The organism is Acetivibrio cellulolyticus CD2, from assembly GCF_000179595.2.
In the GTDB taxonomy this organism is placed as follows: Bacteria; Bacillota; Clostridia; order Acetivibrionales; family Acetivibrionaceae; genus Acetivibrio; species Acetivibrio cellulolyticus.
Genome location: NZ_JH556658.1, coordinates 700,179 through 721,823, shown reverse-complemented (window position 1 = coordinate 721,823; position 21,645 = coordinate 700,179). Strand labels below are relative to the sequence as shown.

Annotated in this window: 14 protein-coding genes and 1 pseudogene; 5 read left to right on the top strand and 10 right to left on the bottom strand. The window is 35.1% G+C overall.

Translation table 11 applies throughout. The annotated features are described in order from the left end of the window. Nucleotides 1-109: 109 nt before the first annotated feature. Nucleotides 110-1,273: a stalk domain-containing protein gene (locus ACECE_RS0218690; RefSeq protein ID WP_010250005.1), complete on the top strand. Its 1,164-nt coding sequence runs from the start codon at nt 110-112 to the stop codon at nt 1,271-1,273. Between the two features lie 313 nt (nt 1,274-1,586). On the opposite strand, the gene ACECE_RS28120 is transcribed toward ACECE_RS0218690, so the two are convergent. From ACECE_RS28120 to ACECE_RS28115, 9 genes and pseudogenes are all read right to left on the bottom strand, one after another. After that, nucleotides 1,587-2,054, bottom strand: coding sequence for a hypothetical protein (locus tag ACECE_RS28120; protein WP_010250003.1), 468 nt, complete (start codon nt 2,052-2,054; stop codon nt 1,587-1,589). Nucleotides 2,055-2,215: 161 nt separating this feature from the next. Continuing rightward, nucleotides 2,216-3,820: an L-lactate permease gene (locus ACECE_RS0218680; RefSeq protein ID WP_010250001.1), complete on the bottom strand. Its 1,605-nt coding sequence runs from the start codon at nt 3,818-3,820 to the stop codon at nt 2,216-2,218. Nucleotides 3,821-4,046: 226 nt separating this feature from the next. After that, complete coding sequence (locus ACECE_RS0218675) at nt 4,047-4,730, bottom strand: 4'-phosphopantetheinyl transferase family protein (protein WP_010249999.1); 684 nt, start codon at nt 4,728-4,730, stop codon at nt 4,047-4,049. Beyond that, complete coding sequence (locus ACECE_RS0218670) at nt 4,727-12,943, bottom strand: type I polyketide synthase (RefSeq protein ID WP_010249996.1); 8,217 nt, start codon at nt 12,941-12,943, stop codon at nt 4,727-4,729. Before ACECE_RS0218670 ends, ACECE_RS0218675 begins: the two co-directional genes overlap by 4 nt. 125 nt (nt 12,944-13,068) lie before the next feature. Continuing rightward, entirely contained in the window at nt 13,069-14,550 is a 1,482-nt protein-coding gene (locus ACECE_RS0218665; protein WP_010249994.1) for a class I adenylate-forming enzyme family protein, read from the bottom strand. Nucleotides 14,551-14,614: 64 nt separating this feature from the next. Further along, a complete protein-coding gene (locus tag ACECE_RS0218660; protein ID WP_010249992.1) occupies nt 14,615-15,655 on the bottom strand; it encodes a ketoacyl-ACP synthase III in 1,041 nt (346 codons plus the stop codon). A gap of 30 nt (nt 15,656-15,685) precedes the next feature. Further along, nucleotides 15,686-15,934, bottom strand: a complete 249-nt coding sequence (locus ACECE_RS0218655; protein ID WP_010249990.1) for an acyl carrier protein — start codon at nt 15,932-15,934, stop codon at nt 15,686-15,688. 34 nt (nt 15,935-15,968) lie between these two features. Beyond that, on the bottom strand, nt 15,969-17,009 hold the full coding sequence (locus tag ACECE_RS0218650) for a 3-oxoacyl-ACP synthase III family protein (RefSeq protein ID WP_010249989.1): 1,041 nt from the start codon (nt 17,007-17,009) through the stop codon (nt 15,969-15,971). 418 nt (nt 17,010-17,427) lie between these two features. Further along, nucleotides 17,428-17,631, bottom strand: a pseudogene (locus ACECE_RS28115) (DUF134 domain-containing protein); the annotation flags it as partial. Nucleotides 17,632-17,724: 93 nt separating this feature from the next. Here ACECE_RS28115 and ACECE_RS0218640 point away from each other — a divergent pair. The 4 genes from ACECE_RS0218640 to ACECE_RS0218625 all read left to right on the top strand — a co-directional run bounded on the left by ACECE_RS0218640 (nt 17,725) and on the right by ACECE_RS0218625 (nt 20,531). Then, nucleotides 17,725-18,630: an ABC transporter ATP-binding protein gene (locus ACECE_RS0218640; RefSeq protein WP_010249987.1), complete on the top strand. Its 906-nt coding sequence runs from the start codon at nt 17,725-17,727 to the stop codon at nt 18,628-18,630. A 1-nt stretch (nt 18,631) separates the two neighbouring features. Continuing rightward, nucleotides 18,632-19,504 (top strand): ABC transporter permease, encoded by an 873-nt coding sequence (locus ACECE_RS0218635; protein WP_010249986.1) that lies wholly within the window; start codon nt 18,632-18,634, stop codon nt 19,502-19,504. 68 nt (nt 19,505-19,572) lie between these two features. Then, on the top strand, nt 19,573-20,124 hold the full coding sequence (locus ACECE_RS29615; protein ID WP_010249985.1) for a LytTR family DNA-binding domain-containing protein: 552 nt from the start codon (nt 19,573-19,575) through the stop codon (nt 20,122-20,124). Continuing rightward, on the top strand, nt 20,121-20,531 hold the full coding sequence (locus ACECE_RS0218625; protein ID WP_010249984.1) for a hypothetical protein: 411 nt from the start codon (nt 20,121-20,123) through the stop codon (nt 20,529-20,531). Before ACECE_RS29615 ends, ACECE_RS0218625 begins: the two co-directional genes overlap by 4 nt. Before the next feature lie 99 nt (nt 20,532-20,630). On the opposite strand, the gene ACECE_RS0218620 is transcribed toward ACECE_RS0218625, so the two are convergent. Continuing rightward, entirely contained in the window at nt 20,631-21,398 is a 768-nt protein-coding gene (locus tag ACECE_RS0218620; protein WP_010249983.1) for a cell wall hydrolase, read from the bottom strand. Nucleotides 21,399-21,645: the final 247 nt, after the last annotated feature.

Here is a 21,645-nt window from a genome sequence, read left to right as displayed (position 1 = left end):
GACCTTCAATTACATTCACATTTCAGTACATCTAAAGGATGATCCTATTGATATTGGAATTTTTTTGGTGTATAATTTCATAGAAATTAATATGGAGGTTTTGCGGCTTATGAAAAAAGAAATCAAGTGTTTTATTGCAGGAGTTATAACTACAGTGTTGGTATCGTCCGCAGCTTTTGCAGCCCCGGTTGGAAAGACAATTACTGCATTTTATAATGGAATTAAGATTTATGTTGACGGGAATAAAATTACTCCAAAGGATGGCAACGGAAAAATAGTTGAGCCGTTTATATATGATGGTACAACATATCTGCCTGTGAGGGCTGTTTCAGAGGCATTAGGCAAACAGGTATCCTGGGATGGAAAAAGTAATACTGTCTACATAGGACAAAATATTGAAGAAGTAGTTGTTGATACTGCTGAAGATTTTGTAAAATCAATAGGCTCAAATAAAAAAATTATTTTAAAGCCTGGAGTATACGACTTGTCAAGCGTAGCTCAGAATACTGATTTACAAAACGGGGTAACATTCGAAAGTGTTACTGACGGGAAAGAGTTAAACATAAGAAATATAAGTAATTTAACTATAGAAGGTTCAAGTGAAGGTAAAACGGAAATATTGGTAAAACCTCGATATGCACAGGTAATGCGATTTGAATCCGTGTGTAATGTAACTATAAGTAATATCACTGCTGGACATACTCCAGCAGAATATATTTGTGATGAGGGAGTACTAAGCTTTCAAGACAGTGAAGATATTAAAATTAATAATTGTGAACTTTACGGATGCGGAAGTATTGGGTTAAGCTTGTATGGTGTTCAACGTTTGGATATGGCAAACTCTAATATAAATCATTGTTCATTACGTGCAGTGCAAATTTATGACTCTAAAGATATAAATCTGAGAAAGAGCAAGATTTCAAATCATGAAGCTTATAGCAATATTATTCTTGTAGACAGTTCTATAGATATTTTGTTCGAAGAATGTGAAATGACTGACAATAACAAATTCGAATGGAACTTTATGGATGTTACAAACAAATCAAATGTTGTTATAAATAAATGTAGAATAGCAAATAATTCATATACTAGCGGAGAAAAGTATAGAGAGATATGTTTTTTTAAAACACTAAATTATGATGAAAACTGCGATAGCAGTATTTTAGTAAAAGATACTGAATTTAACAATAATGTGTGTGATTATATAACTGATAATAAAAAGGCAGTAGTATTTGAAAGTTGTACATTTAACGGTAATGTTTGGAGTGAATAACTAAAAACTGATTCTGGAATACAACTGGGGGCAGACTTTAGTTTCTGCCTTTTTTTCTTGCATATTTATGTAACTGGGATATTGAGATCGTACTAGCATCCTTGTACCTAATATTGAAGCATATAAGAACATACTTTTTAAAATTAATTCTAGAAGTAACACTGGATTGCCAGTAGATTAAAGACAAAATATATCTTAACAACAATCAAAGGTCATACTGGTAATTTGAAAAAATAATAAAAGCAAGGCGGGGATAAAGATTGAATCTTATAACCCACCTTACTTTTATTATCTTTCGAGCAATTCTATTAACTTAATAGCAGACAAAACTTTCAATGTTCCTTAAATCTACCCCAAAGTATATCCATCTAAACCCGGTCCATCTCCATCCGGCTGCAGATCTTCTTCCGACAAATACTAACCATGCCCAAAAACTTTCTCCTGTATTGAGCCAAATATAAACATATCTGAACATACATGGTCTAAGCGCTCCTGGATCAACTGCAAAAACTCCTACCCCATGAGCCTGTGATTGCTGAGGAACAAATGCTGGAGGAGGTCCTGATGGTGGTCCTGATGAAGCTCCTGGTGATACAGGCGGCTGTCCAAATGGTGGTCCAAATGGCTGTCCGAACGGTGGAACAGCTGGCGGTCCGAATGGGGGTCCGAATGGTTGACCAAATGGCGGCCCAAATTGCTGTCCTTGTTGCTGATGTTGTTGTCCATGTGGTTGATCAGGTGGCGGTGGTTGTCTTTCTTCCGAATGATAATATTCGTACATATTAAAGCACCTCTAATTCCAAACGATATTTTAATACATATTATGTTAAGTAATTATATAAGTTGCATAAAATATGTACTCATAATAGCAATAAAAAACTGCGTTCTCTCATAGGAATTAAAGAAAGAACACAGCTTTGTTTTGATTTTAGTTTATTCCATTTACTTTATAATATTGAGAAGTATCAAAGCAAATATAGAAGTCACAGTTGTAAGGATAAGAGAAAATACAAAGGCAACTCTTATAACCTTGTTTTCCTCACCCAACTTATCTATTGAAGCAGCTGCATTCTGAAGCTTTGCTGGCGAAATAACACTTGCCAGACCTCCACCAAATGCCAATGCTGCTGTAACAACAACCAGCCCTGTTATTCCAAGATTAAGCTCTTTTGCTGTTGTCATTGTATACTTAGCAAACATAGCTATTGTAGAAGCTTCGCTTCCTGTTATAAAACCTCCGAAGAGTCCAATGAATCCAACAACCAAACCGTACGCTCCCTGAAAAGCACTTGATGAAGCGTTTGCCAATACCTGTACCATACTTTTTACTGTGTATGCTTGTTCTGCAATATTAAAACCTGTCATATTCATTACTTCACCTATCGCAAAGAATATCGCAGCAGAAAAAACCGGCCTCGGTGCTCTTTTTCCCCATGCCTTTAACGTTTCTTTGACTTGAGAAGCTTTAGGTCTAATGAAAATCATTGAGAGTATTGTGCTCACCAATATCCATGTATAGGCATTCCATAATACCCTTGTTTTTATTACATCTTTAGCATTAGCAGATAAACCTATTATAGGCATAGTCATATCTTTATAAAGAAAATCAAAAACATTTTTCGGAATATTCAAGCCTAAAATTATAACAATAAGTATAACCCAAGGTATAAAAGCCTTCCACAGTGGAAATTTCTTTTCATAATCTATTTCTTCCTTAGTTAGTTTGCTTCTATCTATAACTTTTTTACCGTTGGCTTTAAGATAGATTACCATTGCCAATATTACAGCCAGGCCGCATAAAACTCCTGTTAAGGTAACAAAATTTTCGAACTTGTTGGTAAAAAATGAAACTACTCCAATTACACATCCTGTTATCAAACATGGAAGCCAGCCTTGCTTTATTGCTTCCCATTTACCTACTATCCACAGCATGCAAAAACCTATCATTGTTGATACAACAGGCAGGAACATAAAAAATATGCTTCCTATCTGTGCTAGCGTAAGCTCAGGCCCTAAATTATTTTTCGAGATAAAATCATTCGCAATATCGGAAAAAGCTACTATTGGAGCACCTAATAGCGCATATGTACATAATGAATCGTAGCCTATTGCAGGCAACGCAATTGAAACATAGGTTGTATATCCCATCGCAATGAGAATTGGAGGAAGAATCGATACAGGAGTTGCACCAACCGCAACCATAAGTGTTCCGAATCCTATACTCAGCATCATTATCTGAACTGCTTTATTGTCACTTGAAATTGTTTTCATGAATATAATAACTCTTTTTAAAGCACCTGTTTTTTCCATAAAAGCCATTTGAAGAAGTGAAGTTGCAACGATCAGTGAAACAGGAAAAGACTTTATAAAACCAGCAACTGTTGAACGGGCTATAACTTCCGGTGATGTTTTAAAGGAAACCACCGCAATAACCGAAAGAATCAACCATCCTACAATTCCGCTTATATCTGCTGGTTTTTTCCAGATTATAAGCATACACAATATTACCGCAATAGGTAACAACGTCAATAATAGAGGCATTATCATCCCCATATCCTACCATCCTTCCATACTATTAAATTTTCAATACCTACCATACTACCGTCCCCACGACAAGTCGTACAAGGAAATTGATTATATTAATTTTATAACATAATACCTATGTTTTGCAATATCAATTTTTTTAATTTTACATAATACTTAAATTTTAAGGAATAATCGTTTGGTACAAAAAGAGCTGCCCCAAAGCTTAAGGACAGCTCTCTAAAGTATGTTATTTCTTAATTTCTTCTTCAACTGCAATTGACACACAAAACTCCCTACATATAAATGATTCAAAGCGAATATTGCATTTATCTATAATAGTTCTATCTCCAGATGTATCAAGGTTCTTAAAATCCATTTGCATTCCAAGCTGCAACAGCTTAGAAGCTGCCTCTTTTCTTGTCCAGTAAATCATTGCCTGGCATGCAAATTCATCAGTACCTTTAAAGCTATCTAAAATTACCTTCTCAGCATCACAATAAAAATACCTTATCAGCGATTCTTGAGGTTCGTTAATCTGATCAATATCTACGCCAATTCTCCTACCTGATACTATCCCTACACAATATGGAAAGGAATGTGTTATTGAAACACATAAATCCGGATATTGAAGAATATATGGAGCGGAATTCGATCCTTTCAGTACATCTATACACGAAAGGTCCATAAGCACCGCTCTTTCCAGCTTGTATTTAAATAGTGCAGACTTAACGGCATATCTGCCCGCTATCCACTGGATTTTATTTTTTTCGATCTTCACCCCGTCCAAATGTTCAATTTCTTTTTCCGAGAGCACTGAGAGAAGGTTTAAATCCTTCTCTCTAAGCTTACTCATATCTACCACAGAGAATTCAAATCCATACAATTCGCTTATTGACTCTAGTGAATCATTAATCGCATACTGGCTGCTCATTGGTTTATACGCTTCACAATAACATTTTTGGCATAGTAGTTTACCTCTCCTTTTTCATTGTACAATATAACATTGTACGTCTTTTCGTCGTTATTGCATTCAATAAGCTTTGCATATGACTTGAACAAGCCTGGTTCTCTAGGAACCTTTACAACACCGAATTCTCCAACCTTCCATGGCAAGAAAATCCTATCATCATCAGTGGAAGCATGCACTCCACACGACTGCATCAAGGTGTCTGTAAACGCAGGATTTATAAGCAAATTTTGTAGATTATACTTTTTGTTTTTAATTTGCTCTTCGGACAATGCAACTGTCAATATTGCCCCTTTATCGCTGAACTTAAATTTATTAACTTGCGCTGCTTTTTCATCAATAAACAAAGGCCCTAATTGAATTGCATTATTATGTATCTTACCCATTTTCTCAAGTGAGCCAAACAAGCTATCCTCTTTCATGTCGGAAGTTTCAATGTTTTTATTTTCATTTAAATGCTCGTAGTCTCCAATGTTTGCAGAAATTATCATACTGTTCAGCTCAACCATTTTACCCTTTCCAATCTTTGGATTAAAGTAATTATAGAAAGCTACATCAATCGAATCATCAGATGTTACTTCTTCCAGATTCATTATTATCTCCTGCGATTTATCATTGAACAGCTTTAATGGATTGTGAATCTGCACATTTTTAAAGCAGTACTGCTCTTTCCTTCCGAAAATTAAACTATGCGCCTGAGCCCCAATTTCCATACAACCAACAATAGGCATCAAAGGTGTTTTACCAAGTCTATGGTTATTAATAATCGGATCAGCTTTTACAGAAAGAACCTTGTACACATTATTGATTTCTCCATCTTTTTTACTTACCCAGTCAATCATTGGTACCACATTCTTTATATTATACCACTTTTCCATACCTGTCAAAGAGCCAAGGCCCTTGCTTACAACAATTTCATCCAGATTCAGATTACTGGCTAAAATATTCAAGAACTCGTTTGTTCCTCTTTCCGGCTCTATCAAATGCAGCCCCATTTCCTCGGAGTTTTCTTTAACAAACTCATTCCTCCAAGCCATACCTGTGTCTTTCCAACCAGACCATGATATACTTAAAGCTCTAATTCCCTTATGCTTTGATTTTACCATAGACATAAAGCTGCTTATAAAATTGTTCGCAGAACAATAATCCAATTGGGCCTCATTTCCGAATCTTCCGGATATGGAAGACAAACCGATTAGCACTTTTAAAGCTTCTTTATCTGCCAAACGATACAAATTGCACAGCCCATTAGCTTTAACAGCGAATATTTCATTAAACTCTTCTTTTGTTTTCTGTCCCAATAATCTGCTCTTTTCAATTCCAGCTCCATGAATGATAACATTAGCAGGACCATACATTGAAGTAGCTTTATTAATGACAGTTTTTAAAGCTTCATAATCTGCTACATCACAATTTAAGTAAACCGCTTCACTCCCATTTTCCCGTATGTCATGTAAAAGCCTGTATACTGAAATTGCTTTTATGAGCTTTGAATGTTCTTTTTGTACCTCTGCAGGAGTTGCCTTCTTTCCTTCTTTCTTCAACTGCTCATATATTTCAACCTTTTTTTCCTCTAAAGAAGCTTCATCAAGTTTGGAAAGCTTCTCGATATCAGCAGGAAGGTGAGTTCTACCGATTATTGTATATTTGCCCCTTATCCTCTTTGAAATTCCAAGGACAATTTCTGCTGTTATTCCATTTCCTCCGCCAGTGATTACAAAATGGTTTGAATCGAACTTTTCAACCGGTGTCATCTGCGAGCGATCTACATTATCCAGTTTTAATGTCACTCTTTTATTGTCCATATACCCTAACTCATAGGACTTGAATTCTACCTCAAATTCTTCTTTAAGCCTGTTTAATACCTTATCTGTCAATTTAAATTTTTCAGAACTACCCAAATCAATTATTTTTACTTTAGACTCTCCAAACTCTTTCCTAAGCCCTTTATAAAAACCACTCAGAGCACCATAAAACGGATCAAATTTTAAATTCTCTTGCTCTGTAAATCCAAAGCATCCGTCCATAGCTACAGCACATATAATTCTCAAAGCAGGATTAGATGCCTTTTGAGAAACATTTTTATAAAACAGGAATCTGGATAAACTGTTTAGAATAAGTATGTTCTTTTCTTTTTCACCGGATAAGTTTTCAAAATCAATGGCTTCTCCCAAATGACTTAAGTCAAGAATAACATCTACGTGATTCACATTCTCAGTAAAATATGAAATTCTATTTTCCAGTTCATCAAGGCTCATTTTTTCGTCGAATACAAATTCACTCACGTTTCCTGAGGCCTTTTTAAAATACGCAGCAGCTTTTTTTACAGTCTCAGAACGATCACCAATAATAACTACATTTTTGTTATTCAGATCAAAATCCTTGTCACCTGATTTTTCTTCAACAATTACAGGGTACTGCACACACAATTCTCTTTCGAACTCATTCTCCCTAGTGTTTTCATTGTTATTGGAAACTGTTTGTGGGTAATCAGCTTTATGCTCTGCAGGAAGAACCTTTTGTACAGAATTACTACTCTTATCAACCAGATTTGTACCAATATTCTCTTCCAAAACATTAATTATTGATTTAATTGTTTTTAATTCTGAAGGATTCATAGTTACACTTTCAACAATATTAAATTTCATGATTAATTCTGAAAGAATTGTTGCTTGCTTGATAGTATCAACACCCAAGTCAGCTTCAATTTCCATATCTTCATCAAGCATTTCAACAGGATATTGAGTAATTTGAGAAATCAAATCAAAAACCTGTTTTCTGATTGAACCAATGTTGACAGTCGCAGTTTCTGCTTTATAAGCAGTGTTGCTACTACTTTGATTTTCAATTGCATCCAGTTGGTCACTCTTGTTGTTTTTACTAACCAAATCAATTAATGCCCCAATTGTACGATATTGTGAGATATTACTTGACATTTCCTCAGTCAATCCATACTTGTCGCTTAGAATTGAAAAGATTGTTGCCTGCTTTACTGTATCAATTCCCAAATCTGCTTCCATTTCCATATCCTTTTCAAGAAGCTCAACAGGGTATAAAGTAATTTCTGAAACCAGTTTTAGCACTTCTTCCTCATAATTATGCGATAATGCTCCTGTCTTAACACCTTCAAAATTGTTTGATATAGCCACGTTCTTAAAATCTTCAATCTGACCGTTGTTTACAGGTTGCTTTGAATAATTACTGTTTTCCAATATTAGCTCAACTATTTGGCCAATTGTAGTGTAATTTGAAAGAGACTGTCCTTCTGAAAATTCTAAATTAAACTGTTCTGCAAGCATTGAGAAAATTGTTGCCTGCTTTACTGTATCTACGCCAAGATCAGCTTCAAGCTCCATTGATAACTCAAGCATTTCTTTAGGATATTGTGTTACATTAGCATAGATAGTTAGTACTTCATCTATTATTGCCTGTGGATCTGCCGCAACTTTAGCATCAACACTAAGCTCTGGCGAGCTGTTTGCTTTTAAAGTTTTATAAGGTGCTGTACTAACCGTTTTCTCTGATGTAATCTCAGCAACTACTGCAACTTCCTGATGCCCTGTTTCATGTAAATATATATTCTCACCATAATCTTCAGCCACCATAATCCTGCCGTGATTTTTAAGCTCGGCATTTTTGGAAGAAATCCTGTCAATCCATTCTCTATAAGCTTTCTTATCGACAATTCTTTCATCCCCGTTTGCAATCCTTTGCATAAGATGGTAATTACCCTGTCCTCCGAAAGCAGCTACAGCTCTTAAAACATATTCAAAATCGTAGGCCCCGCCCTTTGATAAATTAAGGCCTTCAAGTTCAGGATCAAGTTCCTTTAAATTTACGACAGGAGGAATCTTTTGATACTGTAATGCTTTTGCAGATACAGCTTCATCAATTGATGCGCCCATTATATGTCCGGTCATTCCCTTTGTATTAATAACTTTAATCTCTCTGAATTTTTCACCGAACGTACTTTCCAAGGAGGTCTTTTCCATGTATGAACAGCCTGGCTTGTGTGAATAGGTTTCATGTGAGCAATATACCAATTTTGAAGTTATATCGTTTCTATTCAAATTATGCTCGTTTTCCATCTTTGAAACAAACCTGTCAAGTTCAATACAGTGCTTATTAGTATCGATTTTTGAAATGTGACCGGCAGCATTAAACGCATGTGTTCCCAAAATACGACAGATACCGTTCATACCTCTTTTCAAAACATCGTCCTCTTTTTCAATTATAAGACCGGAAGCTCCGGAACTAAGAATCATTCCGCTTCTTCGATTATCAAATGGAACTGCAGCGTCAAATAAACTGTCAGACTCGGTCAGTGCACCAATGCTCGAGAATCCGGCTCCAAACCATGGCAGCAGATTTCTGGTACTTGATATATCTGCACCTATTACAATCATTCTGCGTGCATGACCTGCTCTTATCATATCCTCAGCAACAGTTACAGAACTTGCATTTGATGCACAAGCAGTGTTGATGTACATATTTGGTCCTGTAGCACCAATAAACTGAGCCAACCTGTTATTTGCCTGACCGGACAGGAGGTTCATGAAATTGTGATTAAACTCATAAACGTCTGATTCTCCTGGATTAGCGGATAACCTTGAATAATATAACGCAAACCAATCACCCAGCATTTTTTTTGTTTCAGGATCACTTACTCTTGAAATAATTGACTCAAAGAAGTTCAAAATTTCAGTTCTTGTTTTTGAGCCAAATTTAGCTGCTGTATATTTTGAAACTTCCGCTATTACCGATTCAATTGGCCATAGTCCATTTGCGTAAATTATTCCCGTATCATCCTGCATTTCTGAAGGTAATACAAGCCTTCCTGGCAGCATGGAACCTCCTGAAGTCTTCCTATACTCCCTCACAAGTGGAATACCTGCATCCTTTAATGCCTCATACCCTGCTGCAACCCCGGCACATACTGTCTGAGTCATCTGATTTAAAAGCTTTTCATCAATCAGATAATCATTTACCATATCCATTTTTCCAAACTTACCAACAAAATGTATAACCTCATTTATTGATGATATTCTTTTAAAGACAGTTTCCTTCTCAGTTTTTATAAGTCTAGTGATATTCAAATCATATATACTCTGTGCTTCATCATCAGTCAGTAATTCAATTTGATTTTTACCCTCAAATATGTAATCAAAATTATCATCACAAAATGCTTTTTTGAATGTTCCAGGCAAGCCTATTGATACGCCGCTGTATACTATGCTTTCTTTAGCAGTATTTATATTATTGATTTTTGAACTTTCAGCCCTTTGCTCAATATTTGCCCATGCATCAACTTCAGGAGCTTTAGTCTCTGCATGATAAACAACAGTAGTTATTCCTTCTTCCTGCAGCCCAAGAATACTGTTTGAAGGTATAGGTGAAACCTCAACACCATGTGCAAAAAGAACTGCCATCGCCTGTTTAAAACCATCCACAGAAGACTTGGTTTTGCTATTGATGTTAACTATCTTAACCTCTTTGTCAGAAAGAATGGTTTTAACAAGGTTGGTTAAAACATTTGAAGGACCCGCTTCAATAAATACTCTGACGCCTGCTTCATAAAGCTTTAAAACGGAATCTACGAATTTAACAGGTGATAGAATTTGCTTCTTTAATATACCAGACATTTTATCTGAACTTGATTTTATATTGTTATAAAAATCCGCTAAATGGCAAGCCATTATTTTATATTCCGGTTTATTGAATTTTACATCTTTTATACTTTCACCAAAGTCATTAGCTGCTTCTGATACAACATCAGTATGGAAAGCATGGGATACATTAAGCTGTGTAAATTTATAGCCATTCTTTCCTAAGAAATCTATAAATTCAGCTATTTCTTCACTTTTTCCGCCAACAACAGTCTGCTCTGGAGAATTAATATTTGCGATACCTACTTTAAAGCCATTATCTTTAATTATTTCTTCTACTTTGTCTGCCTTCTCTTTGACACTTACCATCTTGCCGCGGTTATTCACAGCAATCTTGTCAAAGGAAAATCCTCTTTCTCCAATGACCTTCAAAGCTGACTTTAAATCAATCATTTCACCGGCATACAGTGAAGTAATCTCTCCCAAGCTATGTCCTATCATATAATCGGCCTTTACACCCGCTTCGCACAATAGCTTGTAAACAGCCATATTACTAACAAACATAGCAGGATGAGTGTTCTTGGTATCTTTAAGCACATCTTTCAATTCTTCTTCGTCTTCACCAAATACCAAAGGCATAAGCGAATTGCTATACCTTGCTTTCCAGAGAGCATCGGTCTTTAGGTAGAAAGACTTAACCTGAGGATATGTTTCATACATTTCCTTTAGCATATTTGGATATTGAGATGCCTGTCCAGGGAACATAAATGCAATTTGTGATGAATCTATTTTAGGACCATTTCCAATATAAATACCCTTAACACTCAACAAATGGGAATCTTGTAATTTATCTTCTCTTATATTTTGTTCTAAAAGCTGAACTTTCTCCTTTAATTGTTCCATTGAAACCGCACAGATTGATATACGCCATTCCTTATCTGAGTTGGTTGATAAGTTATTCATATATACAGCTTTTTCAAACGAAACATCACTGTTATTATCAATAAAGGACTTCATTGCCGTGGTTGCGGCTTCTATGGAATCAGCTGAAAAGAATACTGCTTCTTCTTTTGCTTCAGTTTTAATATCATTGTTTTTTGCCTTTTTGTTATTAAAACTATATGTCTTTTGTAAAAACTCAGGCCTGAATTCTTCCACACAAATATGGCAATCGGCTCCCCCAAAACCATAGGAACTAATATTCGCTCTTCTAGGATGCAAAGCATTTTCAGCCCATTTCTTGTTCTCGCTCAAAACATAAAAAGGCGAACCTTCCAGCATAAGCTTTGGGTTAATTTCCTTTATATTTGCAGTTGCCGGAAGCACCTTGTTGTCTAATGCCAATGAGGCTTTGAGAAAACCTGCAATTCCAGCTGCATTTCTTAAATGACCAACATTGGACTTAATTGAACCAAGACCACAGTTATTTTCCTTTTGTGCACCAAGACCCAAAAAGGCTTTTTTCAAAGAAGCTACTTCAACTACATCTCCAACAGTGGTTCCTGTTCCATGAGCTTCAATCATTTCAATGGTATCAACAGAATAGCCTGCCATTTTACAAGCATCCTGTATAACCCTTACCTGGCCTTCTTCACTAGGAGCAGCGATGTATTTACCTTTGCCGTCACTTCCTAAACCATAACCTGATATAACAGAATAAATGTAGTCTCCATCCCTTAATGCATCTGACAGTCTTTTAAGTACAACTATACCGCCTCCAAGACCCATTACAAAACCACACGCCCTTGAATCAAAAGGATATGAACCATGCGGAGACAGGGCATTTATTCCACAAAAAGCTGCAAACCCAACTTCTGAAGAGGTTACTTCCGATCCACCTGTAACAACAGCATCATATTCATAGTTTAAGAGTCCTGCAACACTATCTGAAATAGTTATCAAGGAAGATGCACAAGCACCATCAACTACATAGGATGGACCCCACCAGTCAAATATATTTGAAATTCTTCCTGCTGTTATATTTTGCAAATAACCCGTCGTAGTATCTTCTGTTATGGGCTGAGTGTATTTTAGAATTTCCTCTTTAACCTCTTCTAGAACCTGGTTAATCTGCGGAAGTTTACCGCTATTAACCAGAGGATGATTGAGAATATGACTTTCCACATTTCTGTAAAAAGTTCTTCTAACAACATTTTCAAATTTTTGTCCTGGTGCACCAGCACACAATATAACAGCTGTTTTTTCCTTAGGCAAAGTGCTTTTCAACTGATTTACAACCTGATCAACACAGAATATTGTAGCCTTTTGGTTATTATCCAAATAAGACGCAACCGCAGGAGGAATTTTATATTTCCTGCTTAGTCCCATAAAATCAAAATCATCAGGTATAGCAGCATATTTTGTATAAGTCTTGTCATTTTTGCTTGTTTTTCCGAAAACATCCGGTTCATAGAATACTGATTTATTAAAGACATTATCTGGTACTTCTCTTATTGAAACTTTTTTATTTATAATATTTTCCCATAATATATTTGTATTAACAGCATCAGGCATAAGACAGCCCATTGCCACCACTGCGATTCGTTCCGCAGGATAGTAATATTTATTCATTAAAATAGCCCTCCAAACCATTCAATTAAAATTAAGTAATATTAGTTTTCAAACCATTCTTTAGGCTCTTTTATCTCTTTAAAGCCTAACTACCCTTAAAAAATCATTTAAATTTCAACCCATATTTAGAAATTCTTTAGCGCATTTTTATCAATCTTACCAAGATTGTTTCTTGGAAATTCGTCAAGAAATGCTATATATTTTGGTACTTTGAAGTTTGCTATTTTTGTTGATACATACTTTATCAAGTCTCTTTCTGATGTTTTTGCATTATCCTTCAAAACCACGAACGCTTTTACTATTTCACCATAAACATTGTCCTCAATACCAACTGCAGCTGAATCAACTACATCTTCATGAGAGTTTATCGCAGCTTCTACTTCAAGCGGCGAAATCTTTAATCCGGCAACATTTATAACGTCATTCTTTCTGCCGCAAATTACAAAAGAACCGTCACTTCTTCTATATCCATGATCTCCGGAATACATCCATCCATCTCTTAATCGTTCTTGAGTTTCCTTAGGTCTATTTAGATATCCCAGCATTAATCCTTTTCCTCTAATCCTAAGTTCCCCAATAACTCCATCCTCACAAACATTACCTTCTTCATCAACTGCGTTTATTTCTAAAACACCCTTAGGTGGAAAACCAACATTTCCAGCTGGCTCAGGCAACATATTCATTCTAGTGGAAATAAGAGTAGTTGTCTCTGACATACCATACCCTTCATCGAGGTATATTCCTGTTGTTTTATACCAGGCCGAAGCTGTCTCGAAGTTTAGTGGTGCTGCTGCTACAAAGGCAGCTTTCAACTTTCTGAGTGAACCATGTATGGCTTCATATCGTAGAAGTTGCTGGTAATGGGTTGGAACCCCAAAAATATGTGTAATATTTTCATCTTCTATCGCTTTTGCAATTTTAATAGGCTGAAATGATCTTAAAAACACAATTGCTGATTTTCCATTCAGGGAAGGAATAAGAATAGAAACAGAGCCAAACCCATGAGAGAACGGCACAAAACATAGTATTCTATCCTCTTTGGTATAGCGATACATTGAACAATTACTTTTTTCTAAAAACACAAAGAAACATCCAGCTGTAAGCATAACACCCTTAGGCTTAGATGTTGATCCTGACGTGTAAAGAAGCAGTGCAAGTTCATCTTCCTTATAACAGTAAAATTCCTTATTTTCGTATACATATTCCTTTATTTCATCATTGAAATCATTAATATTAATTATATCAGTTTTTACATTTTCAGTCAGATTTATATCAACACTTTTTAAATGTGTAATCAGGCACTTGGCACCAGAGTCTTCCAGATAATATATTACCTCATTCGCTTTAAAAAGCGGATCTACAAGACATATAACACCACCAATGTATTGAATGGCCAGCAAAATAACCGCCGCTTCAATGCTGTTATACAAATGAGTTGCAATTACATTTCCACTTTTATATCCCTTTGATTCTAATAGACCTGCAGTTTTTTTAACTTCCTCAATTAATTCTCTGTAGGTAAGTCTTTTTCCATTTTCCGCATCAATAAGTGCTTCAAGATCCAAATCCTGTTCCTTTGTATCAAGTAATAACTCACAATAGTTCATAATATTTTATCCCTCCAAAAAAAAATAATTTAAATTAAATTGAATTAAAACAATTTTTGTGCAATTAATATCTAAATATCATACCGCCACTGCTGGCTCCTGCACCATGAGCTTGCATCATTACAAGGTCTCCCCTTTTTAATCGTCCTGAAACTATCAGTTCATTCAGATTTAAAGGGCTCATAGCAGCAACAGTATTTCCATGCTTATAAAACAAACTAACGCTCTTCTCTTTAGGAATTCCCAACTCTTTAAGCTGAGCTTCCCATATCTTTGTGGATTGGTCTGAAGTCACAAAAAAATCCATATCATCCAACGTAAGACCAGTCTCACCGAGCAGCTTGTCCGCGATAACTTTAGCATACTGCGCAGAACTATTAAAAACTAAGTTTCCATCAGCTATTTTCATGAAGAAAATGTTATGGTCCAATTTTTCCAAATCAGCTTGATTAAAACTGCTTCCAAATGTTATTTTAGCATTGTCATACAAAAAGTGATTGGTAAGCAGGTACGATGCCATAAAGCTCTTGATTTCTGAATACCCTATGAGTGTAGCTACTATCGCATCTCCAAACAAAAACACAGTTTTTGGGTCAGGCTTTCCCCAATACCTTGTACATTTTGCAGAAACGCTTCCTCCCAGTATAAGCACATAATCATCACCAGTTGCTACATAACGTATTGCCAGGTCCATTGCATGCATAAACCCGCTGCATGCCGAACATATATCAAAAGCAGGTATTCCCTTTTTGGCATTAAGCTTTTTTAGTAATCCTATAGAAGACGCAGGAATTTGATAATCTCCAAACAGCTTTGTATAAATAACCCTATTAACCTTATCAATATCAATACCTGCTCTCTCAAGACATTGACTAACTGCCTCTGCCATAAGGTCCTCTACCTTTTCGTCAAACTGGGTCCATCTTCTCTCCTTTATTCCTAAAGAATATTGAACTGCTCTGTCTGTTGCAACTATTTTATATTCATCAATTATATCCTGATTTGTAACCACATTCTTCGGAAGGCCGATTCCGGTAGATACGATCCTCGCGTATCTGTCAATATTAAGTGGTCTTATTTCAGGAAATTTAAATTCTGTATACATTCTTCCTCCGATCAAAATCGCCACAACTGCCTATATGTTGTTCTTCATTTTTTCTGTAATAAAATCTGTAAGATTCTTCATAATAAAGAGATCTGAATCCCCTTCGACCATAGGAATGGAGAAAGTCTCCGAAAATCTGAATCCCAGCTCTACAAGAGCAATAGAATCTGCACACAGCTCTTCGACAAGATTGGTTTCAGGATTCACTTCGCTTTCATTCACATTTAAGTAATCTACTACTATTTCTTTTACCTTTTCATAAACTTCATTTTCTTTCATTTCGATTTTCAACCTCCATAAATTTTTTTTAAATTTAAACTTTATATATTAAACCTCCACCGCTTAATCCTTCTCCATGCGATATCAGCATAATATTCATACCTTTTTGAATTTTACCCGTGCTAAATCCATGATCTAAAAGTAAAGGCAGCATTGCGGACATGGTATTTCCATGATCATTCAAAAGTGTGAGGCTTTTTTCCTCTCCTATTCCCAATACTTCCAACGTTAGCTCCCATATCTTGCGATTATTTTCAGTTATGAGCACTAAATCAATGTCCCCAATTCCCAGACCACTTTCTAAAAATAGATTTTTTGACACGGTAATTATAGCTTCCCTGTAAAAAGCTTCTGCCTCTTTCCAATTTTCCATCCTGTATGTATCGTGAATCAAATCTATCTGCCCTTTGATATCTAACGTTTCACGCATATCGATAAGTGTTAATGGAGTTATAGCTGTTGCAAGTTCATAGTATTCATAATTTGAATAAAAATAGCTTGCTAAAATATGTTGCTCATCTGAGTATCCAAGCAATATCGATGCTGCTGCATCTCCAAACAAAAACGCAACTCTTGGATCGGTTTTGCTAATAAGCTTATTGCAAACTCCTCCTGATGCTATAAGGATATTGTTGTCCCCAGTACTAATAAATCTTGATGCTGCATCAAAGGCATGCAAAAAAGATGATACTCCTCCATCAATATCAAAAGCATGAACTGCTGTATTACTTCCAAGCTTTCGCTGCAATATACTTGCAGTCATAGGCAGAATATTATCCCCATAAAACTTATTAACAATAAGCCTTGATAAATTATCAACCTTTAACCCATAACTCTTAAGACACTTGTCAGCAGCTACCATTAATATATCGCTGTCCGACTCATTCTCCTCTGCCACATGTCTTGATTCAACTCCTATAGATTTAGCAATAATGGAAGCTTTAAAAGGAAGTTTGTACTTACTGATAATATCATCATTATTGATTGATTTTTCTGGCGTATAAGACGCTGAAGCTTTAATTTCACAGTAACGATTAATATTTTTCCTTTTATATTCAGGAAAAAAGTAACTCATATTTTTCATATTCACCCCAAAAAAAAATAGTAAAACAAATACTAAACTACACTCTATCTATTAGGTCGCTGATAAATCACTTGAAAATTCCTTTCACTTTATTATAAACATAAGCACTTCAACGATTTAACGGATTATTGGATCTAGTTAGCATTATTTCCAGTATTTATTTTATACATAAGATTTCGACATTTCAACAGTTTTTTCATTTATTTTACTTAACATTTGGTTAAATGTAGGTTAATCTCCGTTTAAAAAACGCTTGAAATGTAGGTTTATAAATATTTATGTAGCAATTTAGCGAACATGGCAGCACCTCCTGTTTTTCTCAATATTAGTTTATCTTCCTTATTTTCATATAATACGAAATATCTACATTTTTCGTCAGGAATTTTGATAAGAAATAATCAAATGCAGATTAGGCGCATCCACAACCGCATGAGCTTTCAAGGCCACTAAACAGTACATAGTCACCGCCCTCAATTCTTAAAACTTTTCCATTGACCAATGATTCTGCAAGTTTTTTTCTTGCTTCATTATAAATGCGTTGCACAGTTGCACGTGCTATATTCATTTGTTCAGCTGCTTCTTCCTGCATAAATTCGCTAGACTCCAATCGTATCTTACCACGATTTTGATACATCTTACCCTAAAATAGTAGAGCAAAAACTCAGCATAATCTATCATAAAAACAAATAAGAAAGGAGTTTCAAATATGGCTATTATTGAAGTGAAGAATTTAAAAAAGAATTATCATACACTTGAAGCGGTTAAAGGAATTAACTTTTCCGTTAAGGAAGGAATCTTTTTCGCTTTTTTAGGTGAAAACGGTGCTGGTAAATCAACCACCATTAATATTATTTCAACTCTTCTTAGAAAGTCATCTGGCCAAGTCATTGTAAATAATCATGAACTCGATAAAGATGATCATGGTATACGAGATAGCATTGGTATTGTATTTCAAAATAATATGCTGGATCACTTCCTAACAGTACGTGAGAATTTAATCTCTCGCGGGAGAATGTATGGGTTAAGTAAAGAACAATTAAAAAAAAGGATCATCGAGCTTTCTTCAGATCTTGATGCAGGCGAAATAATAGATAAGCGCTACGGCTCCCTAAGTGGCGGGCAAAAAAGAAAAGCAGATATTTGTAGAGCATTAATACACTCACCTAAAATACTCATATTAGATGAACCCACTACAGGGCTTGATCCTTATACAAGGCAAAAAGTTTGGGAAATGATGAATAAACTACGGCATGAAAACAAACTGACTATCTTTTTAACTACTCACTATATGGAGGAAGCAGCCCAAGCGGATTATATTGTGGTAATAGACAAGGGTATGATTAAGGCAGAAGGGACGCCTGAATCATTAAGACTAAAATATAGCCATGACCGTCTAATTATAATCCCTAAGGATCAAGCAAAAATGGTTAAGCAACTTGAAACATTGACTCAAACCTATGTTTTAGATAGAGATAGGATAATAATACCAATACAACATGCTTTCGAATCCCTTGACGTCATTCAGATGGTCAAAGATAATTTGGACAGTTTCGAAGTCATTAGGGGTAATATGGATGATGTATTTATCAATATCATTAAGGAGGAAGCGTAAAATGGAAACATTGAGTTTTGCATTAAGAAATATTAAACGTTATCTAAGAGAACCAGGAACAATAATATTTTCGTTTTTAAGTGTTTTTATTGTCGTTGGCTTATATATTTTTTTCATGGCCGACATGCAGATAAAAAATTCACAAGCAATGATGGGACAGTTTGCAGACATGGATCAAATCATTATAAATTGGATTTTAGGTGGACTGGTATGTATTCCTGCAATTAGTGTGCCACTTATGATTTTAAGTTTCAAGGTAGATGATGTCGTTGACTGCACACAAGATGATTTTTTTGTCACATCAGCAAAGCGGGTTCATTTTGTACTAGGCTATATTCTCTCAGCTTTCATTTTAGGTCTTCTTATGACGTTGTTGACATTACTGCTAGGTGATTTATTTATTGTTGCCAAAGGCGGGCAATTTTTATCACTTAACGCTTTCGCAAAAGTCACAGCAATCCTTGCATTAACCATATTTTCATTTTCAGGTTTTTGTTTTTTCATTATAACATTTTTAAAATCAAAATCATCTCTTACAATTTTAAACGTCATTTTAAACACTTTGATTGGTTTCTTTGCAGGCTTATATGTGCCACTTGGCATGCTATCTGACAGTGTTTCAAACGTTATTAAGTTGTTCCCCCTTGCACAAGTTGCTGCACTTTTACGACAAATTTTGATGGATAATTCGATTCATACTATTCTAAAGGATGTACCAGCCAAGCAATTATCTGATTTTAAAACACAATATGGCATAGAATTAGTTATAGGAGGGCATCTATTAACTCCATTTGAAATATTAACTATACTTGTAAGCTTTGGTATCATCTTCTATGTAGGTTCTATAATAATCATTAAACGTAGTAAAAAATAGTCTGCTGCTCTTTTTGGGATTGACAATTAATGATATACTATAAGAAATTCGAGAGTAGAGGATAAAAAATGATTGTTAAACTAATATGCCAAGACCAACATAAGTTGATGCTTGAAAATATTTTGCACAATCATCGTGTCACAATAAATGAAGCTGCTGACATTATCATTGTTGAAAAAGGTATGGATTTTAAAGACGACTATCATCTGATTATAGTTTTTAGTGTAGATTATATTCATACCTTAATCAATTTTCTTCAAGGTTTTCAATGTGATGATTTGCAAACAAATATGTTCCTAGGTAAGCAAGGGGAAGCATGGGTCCCTATTGCAGTAGATGATGTTGCCTATTTCAATGCACAAGACAATGATACTTTTGTAAATCTTAGCGATGGACGTAATTTAAAAATCAAATATAAGCTCTATCAATTAGAAGAAGGGCTACTCCCAAATAGTTTTATTCGAATTAATAAATCTGAGATAGTTAATATTAAAAAAATTAAATCTATCTCTCCAATGTTTAAAGGCAATTTGCTTATTTATATTGATAGCTACAAAATGCCACTTGATATCTCAAGAAACTATGTCAAGAGTTTTAAAGAAAGGTTGGGCATAACATGATTATCACTAAAGATACTTGGATTCGCTTTATTTATACCATAACCATTTCAGCAGCCATATATTTGTCGAGCACTCTGATATTTACTAACGGTACAGTCAAGCTACTTAGTCTACTTCAAAGTATATTATTAGGTGTTGGTATATGGTTTTTTGCCGAGGTAATGTTTGCATTAGCTCAAAAAGTTTGGCCTCTAAGCAATTTGCCTAGCTATATAGTGCTTATCTTGATTATTGGTATAGGTACTTCTTTAGGCTCCTATATATTAGGTGTTCATTCTATCCTTCTAATGCTTACAATTTGCCTATCGGCTGAAATATTTGGTGTTCTTATAGTATTTTTATATCAAAAGCATTACAAGAGAGTATTGAATGAAAAGTTAAAATCTTTTAAAGATGAAGTTCATTAACCCAGCCTTTAAAACGTTAATATAGATGGAATTAGATTGACTATTGGAATCTGGAATTACAGCGTTCGAGAATTCTACTTTGATTGTAGCCTTATGCTGCTAATAAGCAAATACCATTTTACCAACGCTTAATGCAATAGGCTTCGAGCGTATCGACTTCTTTTTTGAACTATTATCATAATAATACAATGCGCCATTCGTTGGGTCAGCTCCATTAAGTGCTTCTAGTGCAGCTTCTTTTGAAGATGATGTTGCAAGTTTTTTTATCGCGCCATTCTTAACAGGAGTAAACTGATAGTTTCTACCATCGTTCTGATTAATGACCTCACTGATAGTGTTTGGAAAACGGGAATCCTGTACTCTGTTTACTACCACTGCGCCAACAGCAACCATTGCTTGATAAGATTCGCTTGCTGCTTCAGCATTTATCAACCTTGCAAGTAGATCGAGTTCATCAGATGAATAGGAAACTACCGGTTTTGAAGCTTTAATTTTTGTACCTTCCCCATTCGTAACAGGTAATATTAACTTCTGTCCAATATAAATTGAATCATCCAACTTATTGTTTATTTTTCTCAAGGTTGAAAGTGAAATTCCAGCACTTTTGGCAATATGGCAAAGTGTGTCTCCTCTTTTTACTGTGTAATCTACAGTAGGAACTTTTAGTACCTGACCTGGATAGATTATGTTGCTTGACAGATTATTGTCTGTCTTGATTTTTGATGTACTTGTATTGAATAATTGACTTATTGCGTAAATGGAATCATTTTTTACAACAGTATAATTACCAGCAAGAACTGGTATAGCCAGTATCAAAGTAAAGACTATAGCGGCAAGAAAAACCGATAACTTTTTTATAAAATACATAATATGTCTCCTTAACAGCCTCAATTTATGAGATTTTCCCAGTTATTAGCTTCCAAGAGTTATTTTAGCAGAGTCTATAGAGTAACTCAATGCAAAATATGGTAACTAGATAATAAATGAATCCTTTGCCAGTACATTTCAAGTATTAAAATTATGTCAGAGTCAAACAAATTAAGTACTGGTACTGAATTAAAAACTATACCCATAAAAAAAAGAGATGTTTTCACTTTCCTGAAAACATCTCTTT

What these genes read in the sequence shown, in the direction of transcription:
- ACECE_RS0218650 (WP_010249989.1), bottom strand. Translation starts at nt 17,009, where the DNA reads ATGAGTTACTTTTTTCCTGAATATAAAAGGAAAAATATTAATCGTTAC.
- ACECE_RS0218620 (WP_010249983.1), bottom strand. Translation starts at nt 21,398, where the DNA reads ATGTATTTTATAAAAAAGTTATCGGTTTTTCTTGCCGCTATAGTCTTT.
- ACECE_RS0218655 (WP_010249990.1), bottom strand. Translation starts at nt 15,934, where the DNA reads ATGAAAGAAAATGAAGTTTATGAAAAGGTAAAAGAAATAGTAGTAGAT.
- ACECE_RS0218680 (WP_010250001.1), bottom strand. Translation starts at nt 3,820, where the DNA reads ATGATAATGCCTCTATTATTGACGTTGTTACCTATTGCGGTAATATTG.
- ACECE_RS0218675 (WP_010249999.1), bottom strand. Translation starts at nt 4,730, where the DNA reads ATGAGCAGCCAGTATGCGATTAATGATTCACTAGAGTCAATAAGCGAA.
- ACECE_RS0218640 (WP_010249987.1), top strand. Translation starts at nt 17,725, where the DNA reads ATGGCTATTATTGAAGTGAAGAATTTAAAAAAGAATTATCATACACTT.
- ACECE_RS29615 (WP_010249985.1), top strand. Translation starts at nt 19,573, where the DNA reads ATGATTGTTAAACTAATATGCCAAGACCAACATAAGTTGATGCTTGAA.
- ACECE_RS0218690 (WP_010250005.1), top strand. Translation starts at nt 110, where the DNA reads ATGAAAAAAGAAATCAAGTGTTTTATTGCAGGAGTTATAACTACAGTG.
- ACECE_RS0218670 (WP_010249996.1), bottom strand. Translation starts at nt 12,943, where the DNA reads ATGAATAAATATTACTATCCTGCGGAACGAATCGCAGTGGTGGCAATG.
- ACECE_RS28120 (WP_010250003.1), bottom strand. Translation starts at nt 2,054, where the DNA reads ATGTACGAATATTATCATTCGGAAGAAAGACAACCACCGCCACCTGAT.
- ACECE_RS0218665 (WP_010249994.1), bottom strand. Translation starts at nt 14,550, where the DNA reads ATGAACTATTGTGAGTTATTACTTGATACAAAGGAACAGGATTTGGAT.
- ACECE_RS0218635 (WP_010249986.1), top strand. Translation starts at nt 18,632, where the DNA reads ATGGAAACATTGAGTTTTGCATTAAGAAATATTAAACGTTATCTAAGA.
- ACECE_RS0218625 (WP_010249984.1), top strand. Translation starts at nt 20,121, where the DNA reads ATGATTATCACTAAAGATACTTGGATTCGCTTTATTTATACCATAACC.
- ACECE_RS0218660 (WP_010249992.1), bottom strand. Translation starts at nt 15,655, where the DNA reads ATGTATACAGAATTTAAATTTCCTGAAATAAGACCACTTAATATTGAC.